The organism is Streptomyces sp. NPDC058664 (assembly GCF_042716635.1).
GTDB lineage: Bacteria > Actinomycetota > Actinomycetes > Streptomycetales > Streptomycetaceae > Streptomyces.
The window spans coordinates 60,335-79,215 of sequence record NZ_JBHXRW010000024.1; the positions used below are offsets into that span (position 1 = coordinate 60,335).

Genomic DNA, 18,881 nt, shown 5'->3' on the forward strand with positions numbered 1-18,881 from the left:
CGATACTTGCCCCTATGGCTTACGACGATCTCCGCTCGCTGCTCAGGGCGCTTGAGCGCGATGGCGACCTCAAGCGCATCAAGGCCGAAGTCGACCCGTACCTGGAGGTCGGGGAGATCGTCGACCGGGTGAACAAGGCGGGAGGCCCGGCGCTCCTCTTCGAGAACGTCAAGGGTTCCTCGATGCCGCTGGCCATGAACGTCTTCGGGACGGACCGGCGGCTGCTCAAGGCGCTGGGCCTCACGTCGTACGCGGACATCAGCGAGAAGATCGGCGGGCTCCTCAAGCCCGAGCTGCCGCAGGGCTTCGTCGGTGTCCGGGAGGCCTTCGGCAAGCTGGGCTCGATGGTCCACGTGCCGCCGAAGAAGGTGAAGGACGCTCCTGTGCAGGAGGTCGTCCTCACCGGGGACGACGTCGACCTCGACAAGCTCCCCGCGCTCTTCACCTGGCCCAAGGACGGCGGCTCCTTCTTCAACCTCGGGCTCACGCACACCAAGCACCCCGAGACCGGGGTGCGGAACCTCGGCCTCTACCGGCTCCAGCGCCACGACAAGCGCACCATCGGCATGCACTGGCAGATCCACAAGGACAGCCGGAACCACTACGCGGTCGCGGCGGAGCGGGGCGAGCGGCTGCCGGTCGCCATCGCCTTCGGCTGCCCGCCGGCCGTCACGTACGCCTCGACGGCCCCGCTGCCGGGCGACATCGACGAGTACCTCTTCGCCGGCTTCGTGCAGGGCAAGCGGATCGAGATGGTCGACTGCAAGACCGTCCCGCTCCAGGTCCCGGCGAACGCCGAGGTCGTCATCGAGGGCTGGCTGGAGCCCGGCGAGATGCTGCCGGAGGGTCCGTTCGGCGACCACACCGGCTTCTACACGCCGCAGGAGCCGTTCCCCGCGCTGACGATCGACTGCGTGACCATGCGGAAGCGTCCGCTGCTCCAGTCGATCGTCGTCGGCCGGCCGCCGACCGAGGACGGGCCGCTCGGGCGGGCCACGGAGCGGTTCTTCCTGCCGCTGCTCAAGATCATCGTGCCGGACATCGTCGACTACCACCTGCCGGAGTCGGGCGGCTTCCACAACTGCGCGATCGTCTCGATCGACAAGAAGTACCCGAAGCACGCGCAGAAGGTCATGCACGCCATCTGGGGCGCGCACATGATGTCGCTGACCAAGCTGATCATCGTGGTCGACAAGGACTGTGACGTCCACGACCTGCACGAGGTGTCCTGGCGGGCCCTCGGGAACACCGACTACTCCCGTGACCTGACCGTCGTCGAGGGTCCGGTCGACCATCTCGACCACGCCTCCTACCAGCAGTTCTGGGGCGGCAAGGCGGGCATCGACGCCACGAAGAAGCTCCCCGAGGAGGGCTACACCCGGGACGGCGGCTGGCCGGACATGGTCGAGTCGGACCCGGCGACGGCCGCCCTGGTGGACCGCCGCTGGAAGGAGTACGGACTGTGACCACCGCGGCCGTGCCCGGCGCCCAGCCGGGGCGCACGAAGGCCTTCCTGCGGCTCGTGATGATCGAGCACTCGGTCTTCGCGCTGCCCTTCGCGTACATCGCCGCCCTGACGGCCATGTACCAGGTCGACCGGGAGATCCACTGGTGGACGCTCTTCCTCGTCACCGTCTGCATGGTGGGGCTGCGGACCTTCGCCATGGCCTGCAACCGGATCATCGACCGCGAGATCGACGCGCGCAACCCGCGGACGGCGGGGCGCGAGCTGGTGACGGGGGCCGTGTCCGTGCGGTCCGCGTGGACCGGGGCCGGGATCGCCGTCGTCGTCTTCCTCGGCGCCGCGGCCCTGCTCAACCCGCTCTGTCTGGCGCTCGCGCCGCTCGCCGTCATCCCGATGGTCGTCTATCCGTACGGCAAGCGGTTCACGAACTTCCCGCACGCGATCCTCGGGCTCGCCCAGGCCATGGGGCCCATCGGCGCCTGGCTCGCGGTGACCGGCGCGTGGTCCTGGGACGCGGTGATCCTGGGCCTCGCCGTCGGCATCTGGATCGGCGGCTTCGACCTGATCTTCGCCTGCCAGGACGTGCAGGCGGACCGGGCCGAGGGCGTCATGTCCGTCCCGGCGCGGTTCGGGGTCCCGGCGGCGCTGTGGGGCGCCCGCGGCTCCGCGGTCGTCACGACCGGGCTCCTCGTCTGGTACGCCCTCGCCACGGGCGCGGGGCTGTTCTTCTGGGCCGGCCTCGTCATCGTGGTGGCCGCCTTCTGCTACGAGCACTCGATCGTGAAGCCGCACGACCTGTCCCGGCTGAACCGGGCGTTCTTCACGACGAACGGGTTCATCGGGATCAGCCTGTTCGTGTGCGCGCTGCTCGACCTGCTGGTCCGCGGGCTCACCCCGTGACCCCGGCCTGATGACGGATAGGCTCGACGGCATGAGCGACGGCAAGCGCACCCCCTGGATCGTGGGGGTTTCCGGGGCGTCGGGTACGCCGTACGCCGCCGCCGTCCTGAGGGGGCTGCTCACCGCGGGGGAGAGCGTCGACCTCGTCGTGTCGCGGGCCTCGCGGCTCACGCTGCTCGACGAGACGGGGATCTCCTTCCGGGACGCGCACTGGCGCGAGGACCTGGGGACGTGGCTGGCGCGGGGCGCCGACGGGAAGCCCGACACCTTCGGCGTCGACGTCAGCGGTGTGCGGTACTGGGCGGCCGGCGATCTGGCCGCGGGGCCGTCGTCCGGCTCGTACCCGGCGAAGGGGATGCTGGTGGTGCCCGCCTCGACCGCCGCGGTGGCGGGAATGGCACTGGGACTCTCGAAGGACCTGCTGCAGCGGGTCGCGAGCGTGACGCTGAAGGAGCGGCGGCCGCTGGTGGTCGCCGTGCGGGAGACCCCGCTGAACGGTCAGACGCTCAAGCACATGGTGACGCTGGACGAGGCGGGCGCCGTGGTGCTGCCCGCCTCTCCGGCGTTCTACGCGGGGGCGACGCACATCCAGGACCTGGTGGACTTCGTCGCCGGGCGGGTGCTCGACGCGGCAGGGGTGCCGCACCGGCTGTACCGCCGGTGGGAGGGAGAGCTCGGTGGAGCGACCCCCCCGGTCTGATCAGCGCTTCTTCGCGTGCTTCTTGTCGGCACGCTTGGAGGCGGCGGTCGGCTGGTGGGCACGCGAGCGGTTGGCCAGGTCCTGCAGCTCGCGCATACGGGCGTAGGCCATCTCGATCGTGTACACGGTGAACACCACTCCTGAAAGATCGTCTTTGATCTGCTGAAAGATTCACAGGGTGTCGACCCCTGTGTACCTTAGATTCTATACCTAAACTCGCGGTATCGCTGGACAATGGAAGGCTTCATACCTATGGACGCCGTGGACAGGCAGCTCATCCAGGCTCTGCGCGAGAACGGCCGTGCCTCGTACGCCGAGCTCGGCCGGCTCGTCGGGCTCTCCGGCCCCTCCGTCACCGATCGCATCAACCGGCTCGAGGCCGCCGGAGTCATCACCGGCTACCGCGCCACCGTCGACGCCGCCTCGCTCGGCCTCGGCGTCACCGCCCTCATCGGCATCTCGCTCTCCGACGCCGCCGACCACGAGGACGTGGCCCGCCGCCTCAAGGACCTGGCCGAGATCGAGGACTGCTGGTTCATCGCCGGCGACGACTCCTTCATGCTCAAGGTCCGCGTGAACGACGTCGACGGCCTGGAGAAGACGATCCGCCGGCTCAGCGGCACCAAGGGCGTCTCCCGCACCCGCACGACGATCGTGCTCTCCACGAAGTGGGAGAACCGGGTCGGGGAGCTGCCCGAGGAAGGCTGACGGATCGGCTGAGAGTACGGTTGGCAAGGCTTATTTCGGAGATAAAGGGAGGCGGCCGTACATGGACGCTGGACTCAAGCGCGAACTTGAGCAGAAGGTCCGGGACGGTGAGCGGCTGAGCCGTGAGGACGGCATCGCCCTGTACGAGTCCGACGACCTCGCCTGGCTCGGCGGTCTGGCCCACGAGGTCAGGACCCGCAAGAACGGCGACGTGGTCCACTTCAATGTCAACCGGCATCTGAACATGACCAACGTCTGCACCGCCTCCTGCGCCTACTGCTCCTTCCAGCGCAAGCCGGGCGAGAAGGACGCGTACACCATGCGCATCGAGGAGGCCGTGCGCCTCGCGAAGGCCATGGAGAACGAGAACCTCACCGAGCTGCACATCGTCAACGGGCTGCACCCCAACCTGCCCTGGCGGTACTACCCGCGCTCCCTCTCCGAGCTCAAGAAGGCCCTCCCGAACGTCTCGCTGAAGGCCTTCACCGCCACCGAGATCCACCACTTCGAGACGATCTCCGGGATGTCCGCCTCCGACATCCTCGACGAGCTCATCGAAGCCGGTCTCGAGTCGCTGACCGGCGGCGGCGCCGAGATCTTCGACTGGGAGGTCCGGCAGCACATCGTGGACCACCGCACCCACTGGGAGGACTGGTCCCGGATCCACCGCCTCGCGCACGCGAAGGGTCTGAAGACCCCGAGCACGATGCTGTACGGGCACATCGAGGAGCCCCGTCACCGCGTCGACCACGTGCTGCGGCTGCGTGAGCTCCAGGACGAGACCGGCGGCTTCCAGGTCTTCATCCCGCTGCGCTACCAGCACGACTTCGTCGACATGCAGGACGGCAAGGTCCGCAACAAGCTCCAGGCGCGCACCACGATGGCGACCGGCGCCGAGGCCCTGAAGACCTTCGCGGTCTCCCGGCTGCTCTTCGACAACGTGCCGCACGTCAAGGTCTTCTGGGTCATGCACGGCGTCCAGACCGCGCAGCTCGCCCTCCAGCACGGCGCCGACGACATGGACGGCTCGGTCGTCGAGTACAAGATCACTCACGACGCCGACAACTACGGCACGCCGAACAAGCTGGGCCGCGAGGACCTGCTCGAACTGATCCGGGACGCGGGCTTCCGGCCGGTCGAGCGGAACACCCGGTACGAGATCATCCGCGAGTACCCGGGCCCGGACACGGAGCGGCGGGAGACGCCGCAGGCGATGCGGGTCTGAGGACGCGGGGACGCAGAGCTACGTAGAGATACGTAGCGGTACGAGGAGAGGGGCCGGCGGGAGTTTCCGCCGGCCCCTCTCCTGCGCGCGTCACGCCTCCGTGCGCTCCACCGGGATCCACAGTTCCGCCCGTGCCGTCTTCCAGTCCTCCGACGGGCGGACGCCCAGGATCTCCGGGCCGGGCCGGCTCGCGTACGGGTTGGAAGGGAACCACTGGGTGAAGACGTCCCGCCACAGGTACTGGATCGCCGTCGGGAGCGGTCCCTCGTTCTCGAAGACGGCCCAGGTGCCGGCGGGCACGTCGAGCGCGTCGAACCCTTCCGGCACCTCGGCGCCGCTGACGGCCCCGTGCCAGTAGTCGAGCTCGGTGCCCTCCTCCCGGCTCTCCGAGAGGTGCGTGACCGCCGAGACGACGCCCTGCGGCTCCCCGTCCGAGAGGAGGGCGAGCCGGTCGAGGGCCTCCTGACCGATGGACCTGATGTGCGCGGTGATCGCCGGGTTCTCCCCCTCGTGGACGAGGGGGACCCGGGACCCGCGTCCGATGATCCGGAAGGCTTCCTTCTCCACGACCCTGTACCGCATGGTGCTGTTCCCTTCGACGACGAGGCGGAAGGACATGCGCGGCTGGGAGCGCAGCGCGGCCCCGGTGCGGCGGGCCTCGCCGGGGCCGACCCCGTGCACCGTGCGGAACGCGCGGGCGAAGGCCTCGCCGGAGCCGTAGCCGTACCGGACCGCGATCTCCAGGAGCGTCCGGTCGCCGGCGAGGACCTCGGCGCCGGCGACGGTGAGCCGCCTGCGCCGTACGTACTCCGACAGGGGCATCCCCGCCAGCGCCGAGAACAGGCGCCGGAAGTGGTACTCCGAGGTCATGGTGATCCGGGCGAGTTCGGCCGCTTCGAGGTCGCCGCGGAGGCGTTCCTCGATGTGGTCCAGGGCCTGGTTGAGCCGCTCCAGCATGGGTGCGTCCTTCCTCTTCCGTGCTTCACCGTAGGAAGGGCGTGGCCTGCGGGACCCGACATCCTGTGCCCGGTCCGGTCAGGTTCGGTCAGATCCGGTCCGGTCCGGTCGGGTCGGATCAGTTCAGGGGCAGCAGCATGATGATGTCGTCGCGGTCGTCGCCGGGGGCCACCCGGATCGCGTCGGGGACGCGGCCGACCTCCTTGTACCCGGACCGGGCGTAGAAGCGGTCGACGCCGGTGCCGCCCCGGCAGGTCAGCCGGATCGCCTCGATCCCCTCGAAGCCCTCGGCGGTACGGGCGGTGCGCTCGACGGCCGCCATCAGGTCGCTGCCGTACCCCTTGCCCTGGTGCCGGGGGTGGACCATCACCGTGTAGAGCCACACCCAGTGGGTCATCAGCGGGTGGGTGTTGAAGGTGAAGAAGGCGGTGGCGGCGACCTCGCCGTCCTCGTCGCGGCCGACGAGCAGACGGGTGCCGCCCTCGGTCATCCCGACGAGGTGCTTGAGCAGCGCGGGGCGGATCTCGTCGGGAGTGACGGGAGGGACGAAGCCGACCGAGCCGCCGGCGTTGGAGACGTCGGCCCAGAGGGAGAGCACGCCGTCGCGCAGGGCGCGGTCGGCCGCCGGATCCACCTCGAACGTAAGGGTCATGAGGCTATCTTAGCTATTACGTCCGGGGTGCTCAAGAGGGCCGGTCCCGGGCGGCCCCGCCCTCCGTGCTTCACTGGAGAGGCGCTTGCCCCGTAGGGGGCCTCGGGATCTTGAGACCTCGGGGCCTCGGGACCTCGGGCACTTCTCGGAACGTCGGAACGGAAGAGTGGACTGACATGCTCCGCTACACGCTGATGCGTCTCGGTGTCTTCGCCGGATGCTTCCTCGCCCTGTGGGGTCTCGTCTACGTCGGCGCGCTGCCGCGCGGCCTCGGCGACTCGAACCTGCTCTGGGTCCTCATGCTCGCCCTCGTCATCTCCGCCCCGCTGAGCTTCGTCCTGCTGCGCAAGGTGCGGGACGACGCGAGCGCCGAGGTCGCGGCGAAGGTCGACCGCGCCAAGGGCCGACTGGCCGCGAACCGGTCCCAGGAGGACGCGCTGTAGCCACGTAAAGGCTGCGTAAGGTTCGTCACAGACCACCCACCCCGGGTGGGAGCTTCCAAGGCTCCCGCCTGGGGTGTTCTGCGTTTCGGAGGCGGGAGCGCACCCCCGCACCCCAAAGAAGGGCTTTGAGGTTCTCAAAGTTCAAGTGTTAACGTGTTCGCCATGACGACAGCAGTGCGCCCCTTCGACGCCGTGAGCATCCCGCTCGTGGCGCGCCTGCACGTCGATCTCTGCCGCTGTATGTCCGCGGTCTGTTGCCGCGTGCTCTGATCCGGCATCATGCAGCGGCCCGCGCTCGAGCGCGTGTGTGCCGCACCCCCGTCCCCGTATTGCCCGATACGCACCTGTGGAGTGTGTCTGTGTCCGCGTCCGCGCCCGCTTCCGCGCCCGAGAACGAGACCAAGCCCTCGTCCCGGATACCCAAGGTCCCGTTCTGGGCCCAGATCATCGCCGGTCTCGTCCTCGGCGCCCTGCTCGGCTGGATAGCCCGCAGCCAGGACGTCTCCTGGCTGAAGGAGACCCTCGGCCAGGTCGGCGACATCTTCGTCCAGCTGCTCAAGCTGGCCGTCGCCCCGCTCGTCTTCTTCGCGATCCTGGTCTCGATCACCAACCTGCGGAAGGTGAACAACGCCGCCAGGCTCGCCACCCGCACCCTGCTCTGGTTCATGATCACCTCCCTGATCGCGGTCGCCATCGGCCTCGCGATCGGCCTGGTCACCAACCCGGGCGCCGGCACCGGCCTCACCCCGCAGGACGGCAAGCTGCCGAAGCGCGAGGGCTCCTGGATCGACTTCCTGACCGGCATCATCCCGACGGACGTCATCACGCCCTTCACCGAGCTGAACGTCCTCCAGATCGTCTTCATGGCCGCCGTCGCCGGCGTCGCCGCCCTCAAGCTCGGCGACCGCGCCAAGCCGATCCTCACCCTCTCCGAGTCGATCCTGGAGCTCCTCCAGAAGGCCCTGTGGTGGGTCATCCGCCTCGCTCCGCTCGGCACCGTCGGCCTCATCGGCTTCGCCATCGCCGACTACGGCTGGGACCTGATCGGCAAGTACGCGACCTTCACCGCCGACGTCTACATCGGCTGCGCCCTGGTCATGTTCGGCGTCTACCCGCTGCTGCTCGCCACGGTCGCCAAGGTCAACCCGGTCCAGTTCTACAAGGGCGCCTGGCCGGCCATCCAGCTGGCCTTCGTCTCCCGCTCCTCGGTCGGCACCATGCCGGTCACCCAGAAGGTCACCGAGCGCCTCGGCGTCCCGAAGGAGTACGCCTCCTTCGCCGTCCCGTTCGGCGCCACCACCAAGATGGACGGCTGCGCCGCGATCTACCCGGCGCTCGCCGCGATCTTCATCGCGCAGATCTTCGACGTGCAGCTCGGCATCGGTGACTACCTCCTGATCGCCTTCGTCTCCGTCATCGGCTCGGCGGCCACCGCCGGCCTGACCGGCGCGACGGTCATGCTGACCCTGACCCTCTCCACCCTCGGCCTCCCGCTGGAGGGCGTCGGCCTCCTCATGGCGATCGACCCGATCCTCGACATGATCCGCACGGCCACGAACGTCGCGGGCCAGGCCCTGGTCCCGGTGATCGTCTCCGCCCGCGAGAAGATCCTCGACCTCACCGCGTACGAGAACGCCTCGGCGTCCCCGATCGACGACCTGGCCGACAGCCGCGAGGCCGAGCCGAAGGTCGCCGTCGCCGCCTGACACGTCAGCGCGTCCGGTCCCCCCCACGTGCCTCCTGCCCCGTCCGGGCAGGGGGCACGTAGGCTTTCCGCGGGGCATCCGGTGGATCTTGGAAGCAGGGGTGGGGCGCCATGGCCGGCGGGGCGAAGGCGCGGCGGTTGCCGCGGGCCGTGCGGGAGCGGCAGATGCTGGACGCGGCCGTGCGGAGCTTCGCGCGGCACGGTTACCGGGCGGCCTCCATGGACGAGATAGCCGAGCTGGCCGGGGCCTCCAAGCCGCTGGTGTACCTGTACCTCCACTCCAAGGAGGAGCTCTTCACCGCCGTGATCCGGCGGGAGGCGCAGGCCCTGCTCGCGGTGGTGGCCGAGGCGGTCGCCGACCGGAGCGCGCCGCCCGACGAGCGGCTGTGGGCGGGGCTGCTCGCGTTCTTCACGTACGCCGCCGAGCACCCGGACTCCTGGACGGTGCTGAGCCGGCAGGCGCGGACGCACGGGGAGCCGTTCGCCGGGGAGGCGGCCCGGATGCGGGACGAGATCACGGCGTTCGTCGCGGGGCTCATCGGCGAGGCGGCGCGGGAGGCGCGGGGCGCCGCCGCCGTCACGGAGCGGGACGTGGCCGCGCTCGCGCGGGCCCTGGTCGGTTCCGCCGAGTCGCTGGCCGGCTGGGCCGACGAGACGCCGGGGGTGACGGCGCGGGAGACGGCCGCGACGCTGATGGACTTCGCCTGGTCGGGGCTCGGGAACCTCATGAGGAGCGAGCGCTGGTCTCCGCGCTGAGCCGTACGGCACGCGCGCCGGTCTCCGCGCCGAGTCGTGAAGTGCGCGCGCTCGTCTCCCCGTTGAGCCTTACCGCGCAGTAAGGTTACCGGCTAGTTGGCACGTGAAGCAGACGTGAAGCAGACAACGCACCGACGTACGACCTCAGTTCATCGCGCAGACCGAGGAGCCGCACGTGTCCGTCGTCACCGCCCCGTCCGAGAGCGAACCGGTCGAGCCGCGCAAGACCCTGGTCGACGGGGTGGTCCGGGAGGTCTCCGTACCCGCCCTCGTCCCACCCGTACGGCGGGGGTCCCTCGCCGATCTCCCCTACGACAACGCCCGCCAGGACCCCGAGACCGTCCTCTTCTCCCGCAAGGGCCCCCGGGGCGAGTGGTACGACGTCACGGCCGCCCGCTTCGCCGCCGAGGTCCACTCCGTCGCCAAAGGCCTCATCGCCCACGGCCTCCGGCCCGGCGACCGGCTCGCCCTGATGGCCCGCACCACCTACGAGTGGACCCTGCTCGACTTCGCCGCCTGGGCCGCCGGACTCGTCACCGTCCCCGTCTACCCCACCTCCTCCGCCTTCCAGACCCGCTGGATCCTCCAGGACTCCGGCGCCGCCGCCTGCGTCGTCGAGGACCCCGGGCAGGCCCGGCTCGTCTCCGCCGAACGGCGGCAGCTCCCCGGCCTCACCCACCTCTGGGTCCTCGACACCGGCGCCGTCGACCAGCTCCGCCGGGCGGGCGCCCGCGTCGCCGACGAGGCCGTCACCGCCCGCCGGGGCCTGCTCACCCCCGAGACCCTCGCCACCCTCGTCTACACCTCCGGCACCACCGGCCGGCCCAAGGGCTGCGCCCTCACCCACGCCAACTTCTTCGCCGAGGTCGACAACGCCGTCCGGCTCCTCCACCCCGTCTTCCTCGCCGAGAGCAAGGAACCTCCCGCCACCCTGCTGTTCCTGCCGCTCTCCCACGTCTTCGGGCGGATGGTCGCCGTAGGCTGCGTCCGGGCCCGCGTCCGGGTCGGGCACGCCCCCTCCGTCGAGGGCGACGGACTCCTCACCGATCTGGCCGCCTTCCGGCCCACCTTCCTCCTCGCCGTCCCGTACGTCCTGGAGAAGGTCTACAACTCCGCCCGCGCCACCGCCGAACGCGGCGGGAGGGCCGCCTCCTTCGACCGGGCCGCCCGGGTCGCCCGCCGGTACGGGAAGGAGGACGCCCCCTCGCTCTCCCTGCGGGCCACCCGGGCCCTTTACGACACGCTCGTCTACCGGCGCATCCGGGCCGTGCTCGGCGGCCGGGTGAAGTACGTGATCTGCGGCGGCTCCCCGCTCGGCGCCCGCCTCGCCGAGTTCTTCGCGGGCGCGGGCGTCGAGGTCTTCGAGGGGTACGGCCTGACCGAGACCACGGCCGCCTCGACGGTGACCCCGCCGCAGCGGCCCCGCACCGGCACCGTCGGCTGGCCGCTGCCCGGCACGTCCGTCCGGATCGCCGACGACGGCGAGGTCTGGCTCAAGGGCGGCCACGTCTTCGCCGGGTACTGGGACGCCCAGCGCGGGGCGGCCCTGCCGTACACCGACGACGGCTGGTTCCCCACCGGGGACCTCGGTTCCCTGGACGCCGACGGCTATCTGCGGATCACCGGCCGCAAGAAGGACGTCCTCATCACCTCGGCGGGCAAGAACGTCGCTCCGGCACCCCTGGAGGACTGGCTCCGCGCCCACCCGCTGGTCGCCCAGTGCGTCGTCGTCGGCGACGACCGCCCGTACGTCACGGCCCTGGTCACCCTCGACCACGAGGGCCTGACCCACTGGCGGCGCATGCGGCACAAGGACCATCTGGCGCTCTGGGAACTGACCCGGGACGAGGAACTCATCGGCACGCTCCAGCGGGCCGTGGACGACGCCAACCGGCTGGTCTCGCGCGCGGAGTCGATCCGCGCCTTCCGGGTCCTGACCGCCGAACTCTCCGAGTCCTCGGGGCACCTGACGCCGTCCCTCAAGCTCAGACGGCGCGCGGTGCTGCGGGACTTCGCGCGGGAGATCGAGGAGATGTACGGGGCGGGCCCCGGGGACGGGGGCACCCCCTAAGGGGTGCCCTTCAGGGAATCCTTCGGGGATCCTTCAGGGAAACCTTCGGGGAGCCCTCACACCATGAGGGGCACCTCGTGGATCTCGTCGGCCGCGTGGCCGGTCCGTTCGTGGATCCGCTTCACGGCGTCGGCCGACGGGCCCGTGGAGAGGCAGTAGACCGTTCCCGAGGAGGGGTCGGCCCACGCCCGCTCGAAGTGGACCCCCTCGTCCTTCTCGATGGCGAGGTCGGCCTGGTGCGCCTCGCGGAGCTGGTCCGCGGTGATGCCCACCATGCCGTGGTGCACGTCCATGTACGTACCCATGCTGCTCACACCTCCACTTCCATGGTGCGCCCTCAGGGCCAGAGCAGCTCGCGCAGCCAGCCGGTGCCGGACGCCGGGTCCCGGCGGTAGCGCAGGCGCAGGTGGCGGCGCCGCGCGTCGCCCTGGAAGAACTCGACCTCGGCCGGTTCGACGACGTACAGGGTCCAGGTGGGGGCCGGGGCGTCCGGTTCCGCCTCGGCCCGGCGCCAGGCCGCGGCGCTCGCCTCCGCGAGGGTCCCGGGGGAGTCCAGGACCTCGCTCTGCCGGCCGACGAGCGCCGAGGCGAGGGCGCCGGTGGTGCGGGCGTGGAGGTCCTCGTACGCCTCCTCCGCGGTGCCGGTGGTGACGTGGCCCCGTAGTCGGATCTGGCGGCCCTGGACCGGCCAGTAGAAGCCGAGGGCGGCCTCGGGGCGGGCGGCGAGCTGGCGGCCCTTGGCGCTGGTGGCGTGCGAGGCGAAGTGCCAGCCGCGCGCGTCGGCGTCGTGCAGCATCACCGTACGGACGTCCGGCCTGCCGTCCTCGTCCACGGTGGCCAGGGAGAGGGTGTGCGGCTCGGTCTGGCCGGCCGCGACCGCCGCCGTGAACCAGTCGTGGAAGAGCGGGAGCGGCTCGGGCGGGGCGCCCGCCGGGTCGAAGGAGGGGAGCTCGGTGTCCCAGACCTTGAGGGAGCGCAGGGCGTGGTGGAAGTCGGTCATGCGGCGAGGGTAGGGCGCGGGGCGCCGTCGCCCATGGTCGGCATGGCGTAGTCCTCCAGCGGGACCGCGTTCGCCGCCGCCTGGATGTCGGCGCGGATCTTCTTCGCGATGAGGTTCTTCCACGGGGTCTTCGGCAGGGTCCTCACCATGAACATGCGCAGGGCGATCTTCCACTTCGAGTCCACGGTCATCTCTTTGACGAAGCCCTCAGCCATCCGCTGGTTCTGCTCCACGCCGGGCCGCATGCGCGCCTCGTAGCGGGCGAAGGCGACGGTGTGGTCGCCGCCCGCCCGGGCCAGCTCGCCCGCCAGGACGTACGCGCCGGTGAGGGCGAGTCCGGTGCCCTGGCCGGAGGCGGGGGAGGAGCAGTGGGCGGCGTCGCCGAGGAGGACGACGCGCCCCTTCGACCAGCGGTCCATCTCGACGAGGGAGATCGAGTCGAGGTAGAAGTCGTCGGCGTCGGCCGCGTGGCCCAGGAGCCGGGGGATCTCCCAGCCGTCGCCGCCGAAGGCGCCGGTGAGCAGCCGCTTCTGGGCGGCGACGTCCCGGTGGTCGTGGGGGAGTTCCTCGGGCGAGGAGAAGACGAAGAGGTTCTTGGCGTCGGTCTCGCCGGCCGAGCTGTAGACGCAGACCAGCTTCCCGGGGAGCGCGTGGTACGTCTCCCAGCGGTCGAGGCCCAGGTGGTTGGGGGCGGTGAAGATGGAGACGTACGCGCCGAGGTGACGCTTGAACCGCTCCTCGGGGCCGAAGGCGAGGCGCCGGGTGTTCGAGTGGAGTCCGTCGGCGCCGACGACCAGGTCGAAGCGGCGGACGGTGCCGCTCTCGAAGGTCACCGTGACCCCGCCGGTGTCTTCGGTGTCTTCGGCGAGTTCGGCGATCGAGTCGCCGAAGAGGTACTCGACGTCGTCGCGGGTGCGGTCGTAGAGGATGCGGGCGAGCTCGCCGCGCATGATCTCGTCGTCCTCCTCGACGCGTCCGCCGAAGATGTCGGCGGGCAGTTCGCCGATGGTGCGGCCGTTCTCGTCGACGTACGAACCGCCGCGCATGTCGGTGGAGTCGGCGCGGACCTCGTCGAGGATCCCCATCCGGCGGCAGACCTCGATCGCGGTGCCCCGGATGTCCACCTTGTAGCCGCCGGTGCGCAGTTCGGGGGCGCGCTCGACGACGGTGGGGGTGAAGCCGTAGCGGTGCAGCCAGAGGGCGAGGGCGGGGCCGGCGATCGAGGCGCCGGAGATCAGGACGGTCTTGGCAGGCTTCACGGTGCTGCTCATGACGGACTCCTTGTCGGGTGTCTGCGGGCCGTTCCCCCTGCCCGCGGACATGACTATACGGATGTCCTATACGAGTGTCTATGACGCTTGTATATATTCCTGGCCGGGGCTGGTCAGCCCCGGCCGAGTACCACCGTCCCCGAAGAGCAGAACCAGCCCCCCGTCCCCGAGGCCACCGCCAGCTCCGGCAGGCTTCCGTCCGCCCGGCGCACCTGGAGCCCCGGGGCCTCCCCGCGCAGCTGCCGCACCGCCTCCACGAGCAGGAAGAGCCCTCGCATGCCCGGGTGGCAGGCCGACAGGCCGCCGCCGTCCGTGTTCACCGGCAGCCCGTCCTTCTCCTGGACGAACGGGCCGCCCTCGCCCTTCGGGCAGAACCCCAGGTCCTCCAGGGTCACCAGGGTCATGTAGGTGAAGGCGTCGTAGACCTCGGCGAGGTCGACGTCCGCCGGGGTGACCCCCGCCCGTTCGAAGGCGAGCCGGCCGCTGACCGCCGCCGGGGAGACCGTGAAGTCCTCCCACTCCGACATCGTGGTGTGCGAGACGTGCTCGCCGGTGCCGAGCACCCAGACCGGGGCGGTGCGGCAGTCCTGGACGTACTCCTCCGCGACCAGCAGGACCGCGCAGCCGCCGTCGCTGCGCAGGCAGCAGTGCAGCTTGGTGAAGGGGTCCGCGATCATCGGCCCGGACAGCACCTCGTCGACGGTGATCGGGTCGCGGAACATCGCCTCCGGGTTGAGCGCCGCGTTCGCCCGTGCCCGGACGGCCACCTCGGCGAGCTGCTCCAGGGTCGTCCCGTACCGGTGCATATGGCGGCGCGCGGCCATCGCGTACTTGGCGATCAGGGTGTGCCCGTACGGGACCTCGAACTGGAGCGGGCCGCGCGCCCCGAAGGAGAGGTTCGCGGTGCGCCGCCGGGCACGGATGTCGGCGCGCGCGGTGGAGCCGTACACGAGGAGGACCGCGTTCGCGTGGCCCGCGGCGATCGCGTCGGCGGCGTGCGCGGCCATGACCTCCCAGGTGGCACCGCCGACGGCGGTCGAGTCCACCCAGCGGGGGCGAAGCCCCAGGTACTCGGCGACCTCGACCGGGGCGAGGGTGCCGAGGCCCGCCGAGGCCAGGCCGTCGATCACCGAGCGGTCCAGGCCGCTGTCCGCGAGCGCGCGGCGGGCGGCCTGGGCGTGCAGTGCGTACGGGGTGGCCTCGTCGACCCGGCCGCAGTCGGCGAGGGAGACGCCGGCGACGGCGACGCGGCGGGAACTCCGCTTGATGGTGGGCGGGGTTGGCATGGCGGTCGTGGCGGTCGGCATGGATCTGACGGTACATCAGATTTGATGGATCGGAACCGACGTTTCTCTGGGCAAGCGGCACCGCCCGCCTCTAGCATGACGGATCGTCAGATGCGGAGGGAGCCCCATGGACGCCACGCTCACCGAGGCGCAGCGGGAGATCCGCCGCGCCCTGCGGGACCTGCTCGCCGAACGGGCCGGGCCGCACCGCGACCGCGCGGCCACCGCCACCCCCCAGGGGCACGACCCCGAGCTGTGGACCCGGATGTCCGGCGTCCTCGGCCTCGCCGACGACCACGGCTCCGCCACCCTCGCCCTCGCCTGCGAGGAGACCGGCCGCGCCCTCACCCCCTCTCCCCTCCTCGCCACCACCGTCCTCTGCGCCCCGCTCCTCGCCGCCCTCGGCACCCCCGCCCAGCGCGCCGCCCTCCTCCCGCGCCTCGCCGACGCCACCCTCACCTGCGCCCTCGCCGTACCCGGCCCCCTCGCCCTCGCCCTCGGCCTCACCGGCGACAACACCGCCGACGACTGGGCCGGCGGCGGCCGCGCGGGCGGCGTCCAGGCCCGCGCGACCGCCGACGGGGGCTGGCGGCTGTACGGCGAGGCCGCCCAGGTCGTCGACGGACACAGCGCCGGACTCCTGCTCGTCGCCGCCCACACGGGAGGCTTCGCCCGCAGCCGTACGCTCCTCTTCCTCGTACGGGCCGAGGCGGCCGGCGCACCCGGGCTCGTCCGCACCCGGCAGCCCGCCCTCGACCGCACCCGTCCCCGGGCCACCCTCCAGTTCCGCGACACCGGGGCCGAACTCCTCGGCGAGGAACCGGCCGACGTCCTCGGCGCCCTCGCCGCCACCGGCCGCACCGCCGCCGTCATGCTGGCCGCCGAGGCCGTCGGCGCGGCCCGGGAGGCCCTCGACCGCGCCGTCGCCCACGCCCCCGACCGCACCGCCGCGGCCGGACACCGGCTCGCCGACCTCCACGTCCAGGTCGAGGCCGCCCGCTCCCTCACGTACTGCGCGGCACGGGAACCCGGCCCGGGACCGGAGGGCGGGCCGCTCGCCCTCGCCCACGCCCTGGAGGTCCTGCGCGCCACCGCAGACGAGGCCGTCCGGCTGTCCGACGCCGCCGTGCCCTTCTTCCACCGGGCCGCCTCCGACGAACTGCTCTTCGGACCCGTACGGCGGCTGCGCGCACGGGCGGTCGAACGGACCGGACTCCTCGGAGAGGTGGCGGCGTAGATGCCCGTCGGACGCAGACTCGTACAGAAGATGTCCTCGACCCGGACCTTCGCCCGGATCGGCCCGCGCGTCGTCCCCGCCATGGACAAGGCCGTGCACCGGCTCACTCGGGGAAAAGTGCTGCTCAGCGCCCAGATGCTGCCCGGTGTCGTGCTCACCGCCCGGGGCGCGAGGAGCGGACTGCCCCGGGTCACGCCGCTGGCCTGCATGCCGGAACCGGACGGCGGCTGGTTGCTCGTCGGCTCCAACTTCGGCCGCCCGGGACACCCGGCGTGGACGGCGAACCTGCTCGCCCATCCGGACGTCGAGGTGAACTGGCGGGGCGCCGACATCCCCGTACGGGCGGAGCTGCTCACGGGGGAGGAACGGGCGGCGGCCTGGCGGGCGGCGCTTGAGTTCTGGCCGCCGTACGCCACGTACCAGGCGAGGGTGGAGCGCGAGATCAGACTCTTCCGGCTGACCCGGCGGTGAGGGAACGGCCCGGCGACGAGCCCTCCGGCCCCGGGGCGGTGCGGCGTCCCGGCCGGAGACACGGCGACGCCGACGGCGGTCCGTGGGGGCGGGCCGCCGTCGGCGTCGACGACAGGACGGGTGGAGGAGTCTCGAATACCGGGGCTGGCTATCTGGCCGGCTTCTTGCCGGTGATGCCCAGATGCACCAACAGAGCCAGGTTCGGCTTGAGTTCGGCCTGCTTCACACCCCAGGTCGTGAAGCCCTTCTGATGGCCGGCGACCGCGGCCAGCATCGCCACCAGCGCGCCGGCCATGGCGGCGGGGCTGACCTCCTTGTCGACCTTTCCCTTGGCCTGGAGCTCCTTCACCGCGTCCGTGAGGGAGTTGGTGACCGAGTTCAGGATCTTCATGCGGATCTTGTAGAACCGCTTGTCGCCCTCCGCGGCGCCGAGGTCCACGACCCTGAGGATCGCGTCGTGCTTCCGCCAGAAGTCCAGGAAGCCTTCGACGAGTTCCTCGGAGGTCTGCCAGCCCGCCTTGCCGACCCAGGAGCGGCCGGAGACCAACTCGGTCAGCCCGGCGCCCTCCTTGGCCATCTCCTCCGCGATCTCGAGAACCGCTCCCTCGACGTCCGGGAAGTACTGATAGAACGTCGCGGGTGAAGTACCCGCCTTCCGGGCCACATCGATGACCTTGACGTCCCGGTAGGGCGAGGAGCTGAGCATCTCACCGAGGCAGTCGAGCAGCTTCTGCCGCGTCGCCTGACCGCGTCGTCCGGCCACGCGGCCGTCGACGGTGCGTACTTGTCCTGTCATGCCGTCAGCTTACCGAGGGGGTGTCGGCGCGCGATTCGGCCGACTGCAAATGGGGTGCGACCCTGTTCCGCGGGTGTTCCGCCAGGTCGGCGCGGATCCGCGGATCGGCGCGGAGGGGCGGGTTCGAGCCAGTGTGGTGGCCCTGCGGGCCGGTGCGGCGGTCCTGCCGGGCCGGCCGGGGGAGTCCCGTACTCGAATAGCCTTATGAACAGCCTGTGGACAACTTCGGTGGACAACCCAGGCGCCCCAAGGGCTCCGGCCCACTGAATCGCCTCTTTGTTCGCATTTCGGGGCGTGCGGGTCCGTCTCCGCCGTCCTAGCGTGGACCCATGGCGGCACGCACTGAGGGCACCCCCTGCTGGGTGGACGCACAGCTTCCCGACCTCGAAGCGGGCAAGCGCTTCTACGGCGAGCTCTTCGGCTGGACCTTCGACCCCGACCGCGACGAGGCCCTCCTCGACGGGCGACGCGTCGCCGGGCTCCTCCCCAAGCGCGACGGCCGCATGCCCACCACCTGGACCCTCTACCTCGCCACCCGGGACGCCGGCAGCCTCTCCACCCGGATCAAGGCCGCAGGCGGACAGATGGTCATGGAGCCGTACCCCGTCGGCCCCTTCGGCGTCCTCGCCCTCGCCGCCGACCCCGGCGGCGCCGTCTTCGGCCTCCGCCAGTCGGGCGACGACGACGGCTTCGAGGTCACGAACGAACCCGGCTCCTTCTGCTGGATGGAGGTGTACACGCGCCGGCCCGAGGCCGTCGACACCTTCTACGCCACCGTCTTCGGCTACCTCGGCCGCCAGGCCGACGCCGAGGAGGAGGGCGGGGACGCCGGCCTCGACTACCGCGTCTGGTCACCGCCCGGCTCCCGGCCCGGTGACGACAGCGCCTTCGGCGGACGCGCCGTCATCACCGACGCGTTCCCCGCCGAGATGCCCGGCCACGTCCTCGTCCACTTCGCCGTCCGCGACTGCGACCAGGCCTGCGCGACCACCGTCCGCCTCGGCGGCCGCGTCGCCACCCCGGCCTTCGACACCCCCCACGGCCGCATCGCCGTCCTCCACGACAACCAGGGCGCCCGCTTCGCGGTCCTGGCGGAACCGGAACCGGCCGGTAGGAGCTGAGTCGTACGGGGCCGTACGGGGCCGGTACCGGCCCGTACGGGACCGCCCCCTATGACCTGCGACACCCCGATCCGCCCCCGGGTTCGCAACCGGGCCCTCGGACAGGAAGAATCAGGG

At 71.3% G+C, this 18,881-nt stretch carries 20 protein-coding genes; 12 read left to right on the top strand and 8 right to left on the bottom strand.

Translation table 11 applies throughout. The features are described from left to right. Positions 1 to 14: 14 nt before the first annotated feature. Genes ACFWUY_RS20755 through ACFWUY_RS20765 form a run of 3 tightly spaced genes read left to right on the top strand, consistent with a single transcriptional unit; the run spans position 15 to position 3,065 of the window. Positions 15 to 1,466 carry a menaquinone biosynthesis decarboxylase gene (locus ACFWUY_RS20755; protein ID WP_384110506.1) on the top strand — a complete coding sequence of 484 codons (1,452 nt, stop codon included), beginning with the start codon at positions 15 to 17 and terminating at the stop codon, positions 1,464 to 1,466. Beyond that, a complete protein-coding gene (gene mqnP / locus ACFWUY_RS20760; protein WP_384110509.1) occupies positions 1,463 to 2,365 on the top strand; it encodes a menaquinone biosynthesis prenyltransferase MqnP in 903 nt (300 codons plus the stop codon). Before ACFWUY_RS20755 ends, mqnP begins: the two co-directional genes overlap by 4 nt. Positions 2,366 to 2,396: 31 nt before the next feature. Then, positions 2,397 to 3,065: a UbiX family flavin prenyltransferase gene (locus ACFWUY_RS20765; RefSeq protein WP_384110512.1), complete on the top strand. Its 669-nt coding sequence runs from the start codon at positions 2,397 to 2,399 to the stop codon at positions 3,063 to 3,065. Here ACFWUY_RS20765 and ACFWUY_RS20770 read toward each other — a convergent pair whose 3' ends face one another. Then, positions 3,066 to 3,203: a hypothetical protein gene (locus ACFWUY_RS20770; RefSeq protein WP_167346897.1), complete on the bottom strand. Its 138-nt coding sequence runs from the start codon at positions 3,201 to 3,203 to the stop codon at positions 3,066 to 3,068. A 114-nt stretch (positions 3,204 to 3,317) separates the two neighbouring features. On the opposite strand from ACFWUY_RS20770, the gene ACFWUY_RS20775 reads away from it, so the two are divergent. Together ACFWUY_RS20775 and mqnE are read left to right on the top strand one after the other, a co-directional pair. Next, complete coding sequence (locus ACFWUY_RS20775) at positions 3,318 to 3,773, top strand: Lrp/AsnC family transcriptional regulator (RefSeq protein WP_361394483.1); 456 nt, start codon at positions 3,318 to 3,320, stop codon at positions 3,771 to 3,773. A gap of 61 nt (positions 3,774 to 3,834) precedes the next feature. After that, positions 3,835 to 4,998: an aminofutalosine synthase MqnE gene (mqnE, locus tag ACFWUY_RS20780; RefSeq protein ID WP_384110515.1), complete on the top strand. Its 1,164-nt coding sequence runs from the start codon at positions 3,835 to 3,837 to the stop codon at positions 4,996 to 4,998. A gap of 90 nt (positions 4,999 to 5,088) precedes the next feature. Here mqnE and ACFWUY_RS20785 read toward each other — a convergent pair whose 3' ends face one another. Together ACFWUY_RS20785 and ACFWUY_RS20790 are read right to left on the bottom strand one after the other, a co-directional pair. Then, complete coding sequence (locus tag ACFWUY_RS20785; protein WP_384110518.1) at positions 5,089 to 5,955, bottom strand: helix-turn-helix domain-containing protein; 867 nt, start codon at positions 5,953 to 5,955, stop codon at positions 5,089 to 5,091. Positions 5,956 to 6,073: 118 nt separating this feature from the next. Next, the gene (locus ACFWUY_RS20790) at positions 6,074 to 6,607 is read right to left on the bottom strand and encodes a GNAT family N-acetyltransferase (protein ID WP_384110521.1); all 534 of its coding nucleotides are present in this window, start codon (positions 6,605 to 6,607) and stop codon (positions 6,074 to 6,076) included. 176 nt (positions 6,608 to 6,783) lie between these two features. On the opposite strand from ACFWUY_RS20790, the gene ACFWUY_RS20795 reads away from it, so the two are divergent. The 4 genes from ACFWUY_RS20795 (at position 6,784) to ACFWUY_RS20810 (ending at position 11,582) form a co-directional block, all read left to right on the top strand. Beyond that, positions 6,784 to 7,050: a DUF4229 domain-containing protein gene (locus tag ACFWUY_RS20795; RefSeq protein WP_384110526.1), complete on the top strand. Its 267-nt coding sequence runs from the start codon at positions 6,784 to 6,786 to the stop codon at positions 7,048 to 7,050. A 359-nt stretch (positions 7,051 to 7,409) separates the two neighbouring features. Next, positions 7,410 to 8,756, top strand: coding sequence for a dicarboxylate/amino acid:cation symporter (locus tag ACFWUY_RS20800; protein ID WP_384110529.1), 1,347 nt, complete (start codon positions 7,410 to 7,412; stop codon positions 8,754 to 8,756). Between the two features lie 110 nt (positions 8,757 to 8,866). After that, on the top strand, positions 8,867 to 9,511 hold the full coding sequence (locus tag ACFWUY_RS20805; RefSeq protein ID WP_384110532.1) for a TetR/AcrR family transcriptional regulator: 645 nt from the start codon (positions 8,867 to 8,869) through the stop codon (positions 9,509 to 9,511). A 175-nt stretch (positions 9,512 to 9,686) separates the two neighbouring features. Further along, positions 9,687 to 11,582, top strand: coding sequence for an AMP-dependent synthetase/ligase (locus ACFWUY_RS20810; protein WP_384110535.1), 1,896 nt, complete (start codon positions 9,687 to 9,689; stop codon positions 11,580 to 11,582). 56 nt (positions 11,583 to 11,638) lie between these two features. Here ACFWUY_RS20810 and ACFWUY_RS20815 read toward each other — a convergent pair whose 3' ends face one another. The 4 genes from ACFWUY_RS20815 to ACFWUY_RS20830 all read right to left on the bottom strand — a co-directional run bounded on the left by ACFWUY_RS20815 (position 11,639) and on the right by ACFWUY_RS20830 (position 15,160). After that, positions 11,639 to 11,887, bottom strand: a complete 249-nt coding sequence (locus ACFWUY_RS20815; protein ID WP_384110538.1) for an SCO4226 family nickel-binding protein — start codon at positions 11,885 to 11,887, stop codon at positions 11,639 to 11,641. 32 nt (positions 11,888 to 11,919) lie between these two features. Beyond that, a complete protein-coding gene (locus ACFWUY_RS20820) occupies positions 11,920 to 12,582 on the bottom strand; it encodes a pyridoxal 5'-phosphate synthase (RefSeq protein WP_384110541.1) in 663 nt (220 codons plus the stop codon). After that, positions 12,579 to 13,853, bottom strand: coding sequence for an FAD-dependent monooxygenase (locus tag ACFWUY_RS20825; protein ID WP_384110544.1), 1,275 nt, complete (start codon positions 13,851 to 13,853; stop codon positions 12,579 to 12,581). Before ACFWUY_RS20825 ends, ACFWUY_RS20820 begins: the two co-directional genes overlap by 4 nt. Before the next feature lie 113 nt (positions 13,854 to 13,966). Beyond that, entirely contained in the window at positions 13,967 to 15,160 is a 1,194-nt protein-coding gene (locus ACFWUY_RS20830; protein WP_384110549.1) for an acetyl-CoA acetyltransferase, read from the bottom strand. Positions 15,161 to 15,266: 106 nt separating this feature from the next. Here ACFWUY_RS20830 and ACFWUY_RS20835 point away from each other — a divergent pair, with 106 nt between their 5' ends. Further along, positions 15,267 to 16,376, top strand: coding sequence for an acyl-CoA dehydrogenase family protein (locus ACFWUY_RS20835; RefSeq protein WP_384110551.1), 1,110 nt, complete (start codon positions 15,267 to 15,269; stop codon positions 16,374 to 16,376). Beyond that, positions 16,377 to 16,847 (top strand): nitroreductase family deazaflavin-dependent oxidoreductase, encoded by a 471-nt coding sequence (locus ACFWUY_RS20840; protein WP_384110554.1) that lies wholly within the window; start codon positions 16,377 to 16,379, stop codon positions 16,845 to 16,847. Between the two features lie 148 nt (positions 16,848 to 16,995). Here ACFWUY_RS20840 and ACFWUY_RS20845 read toward each other — a convergent pair whose 3' ends face one another. Then, positions 16,996 to 17,643 carry a TetR family transcriptional regulator gene (locus ACFWUY_RS20845; protein ID WP_384110557.1) on the bottom strand — a complete coding sequence of 216 codons (648 nt, stop codon included), beginning with the start codon at positions 17,641 to 17,643 and terminating at the stop codon, positions 16,996 to 16,998. A gap of 329 nt (positions 17,644 to 17,972) precedes the next feature. Here ACFWUY_RS20845 and ACFWUY_RS20850 point away from each other — a divergent pair, with 329 nt between their 5' ends. After that, complete coding sequence (locus ACFWUY_RS20850; protein WP_384110560.1) at positions 17,973 to 18,764, top strand: VOC family protein; 792 nt, start codon at positions 17,973 to 17,975, stop codon at positions 18,762 to 18,764. Positions 18,765 to 18,881: the final 117 nt, after the last annotated feature.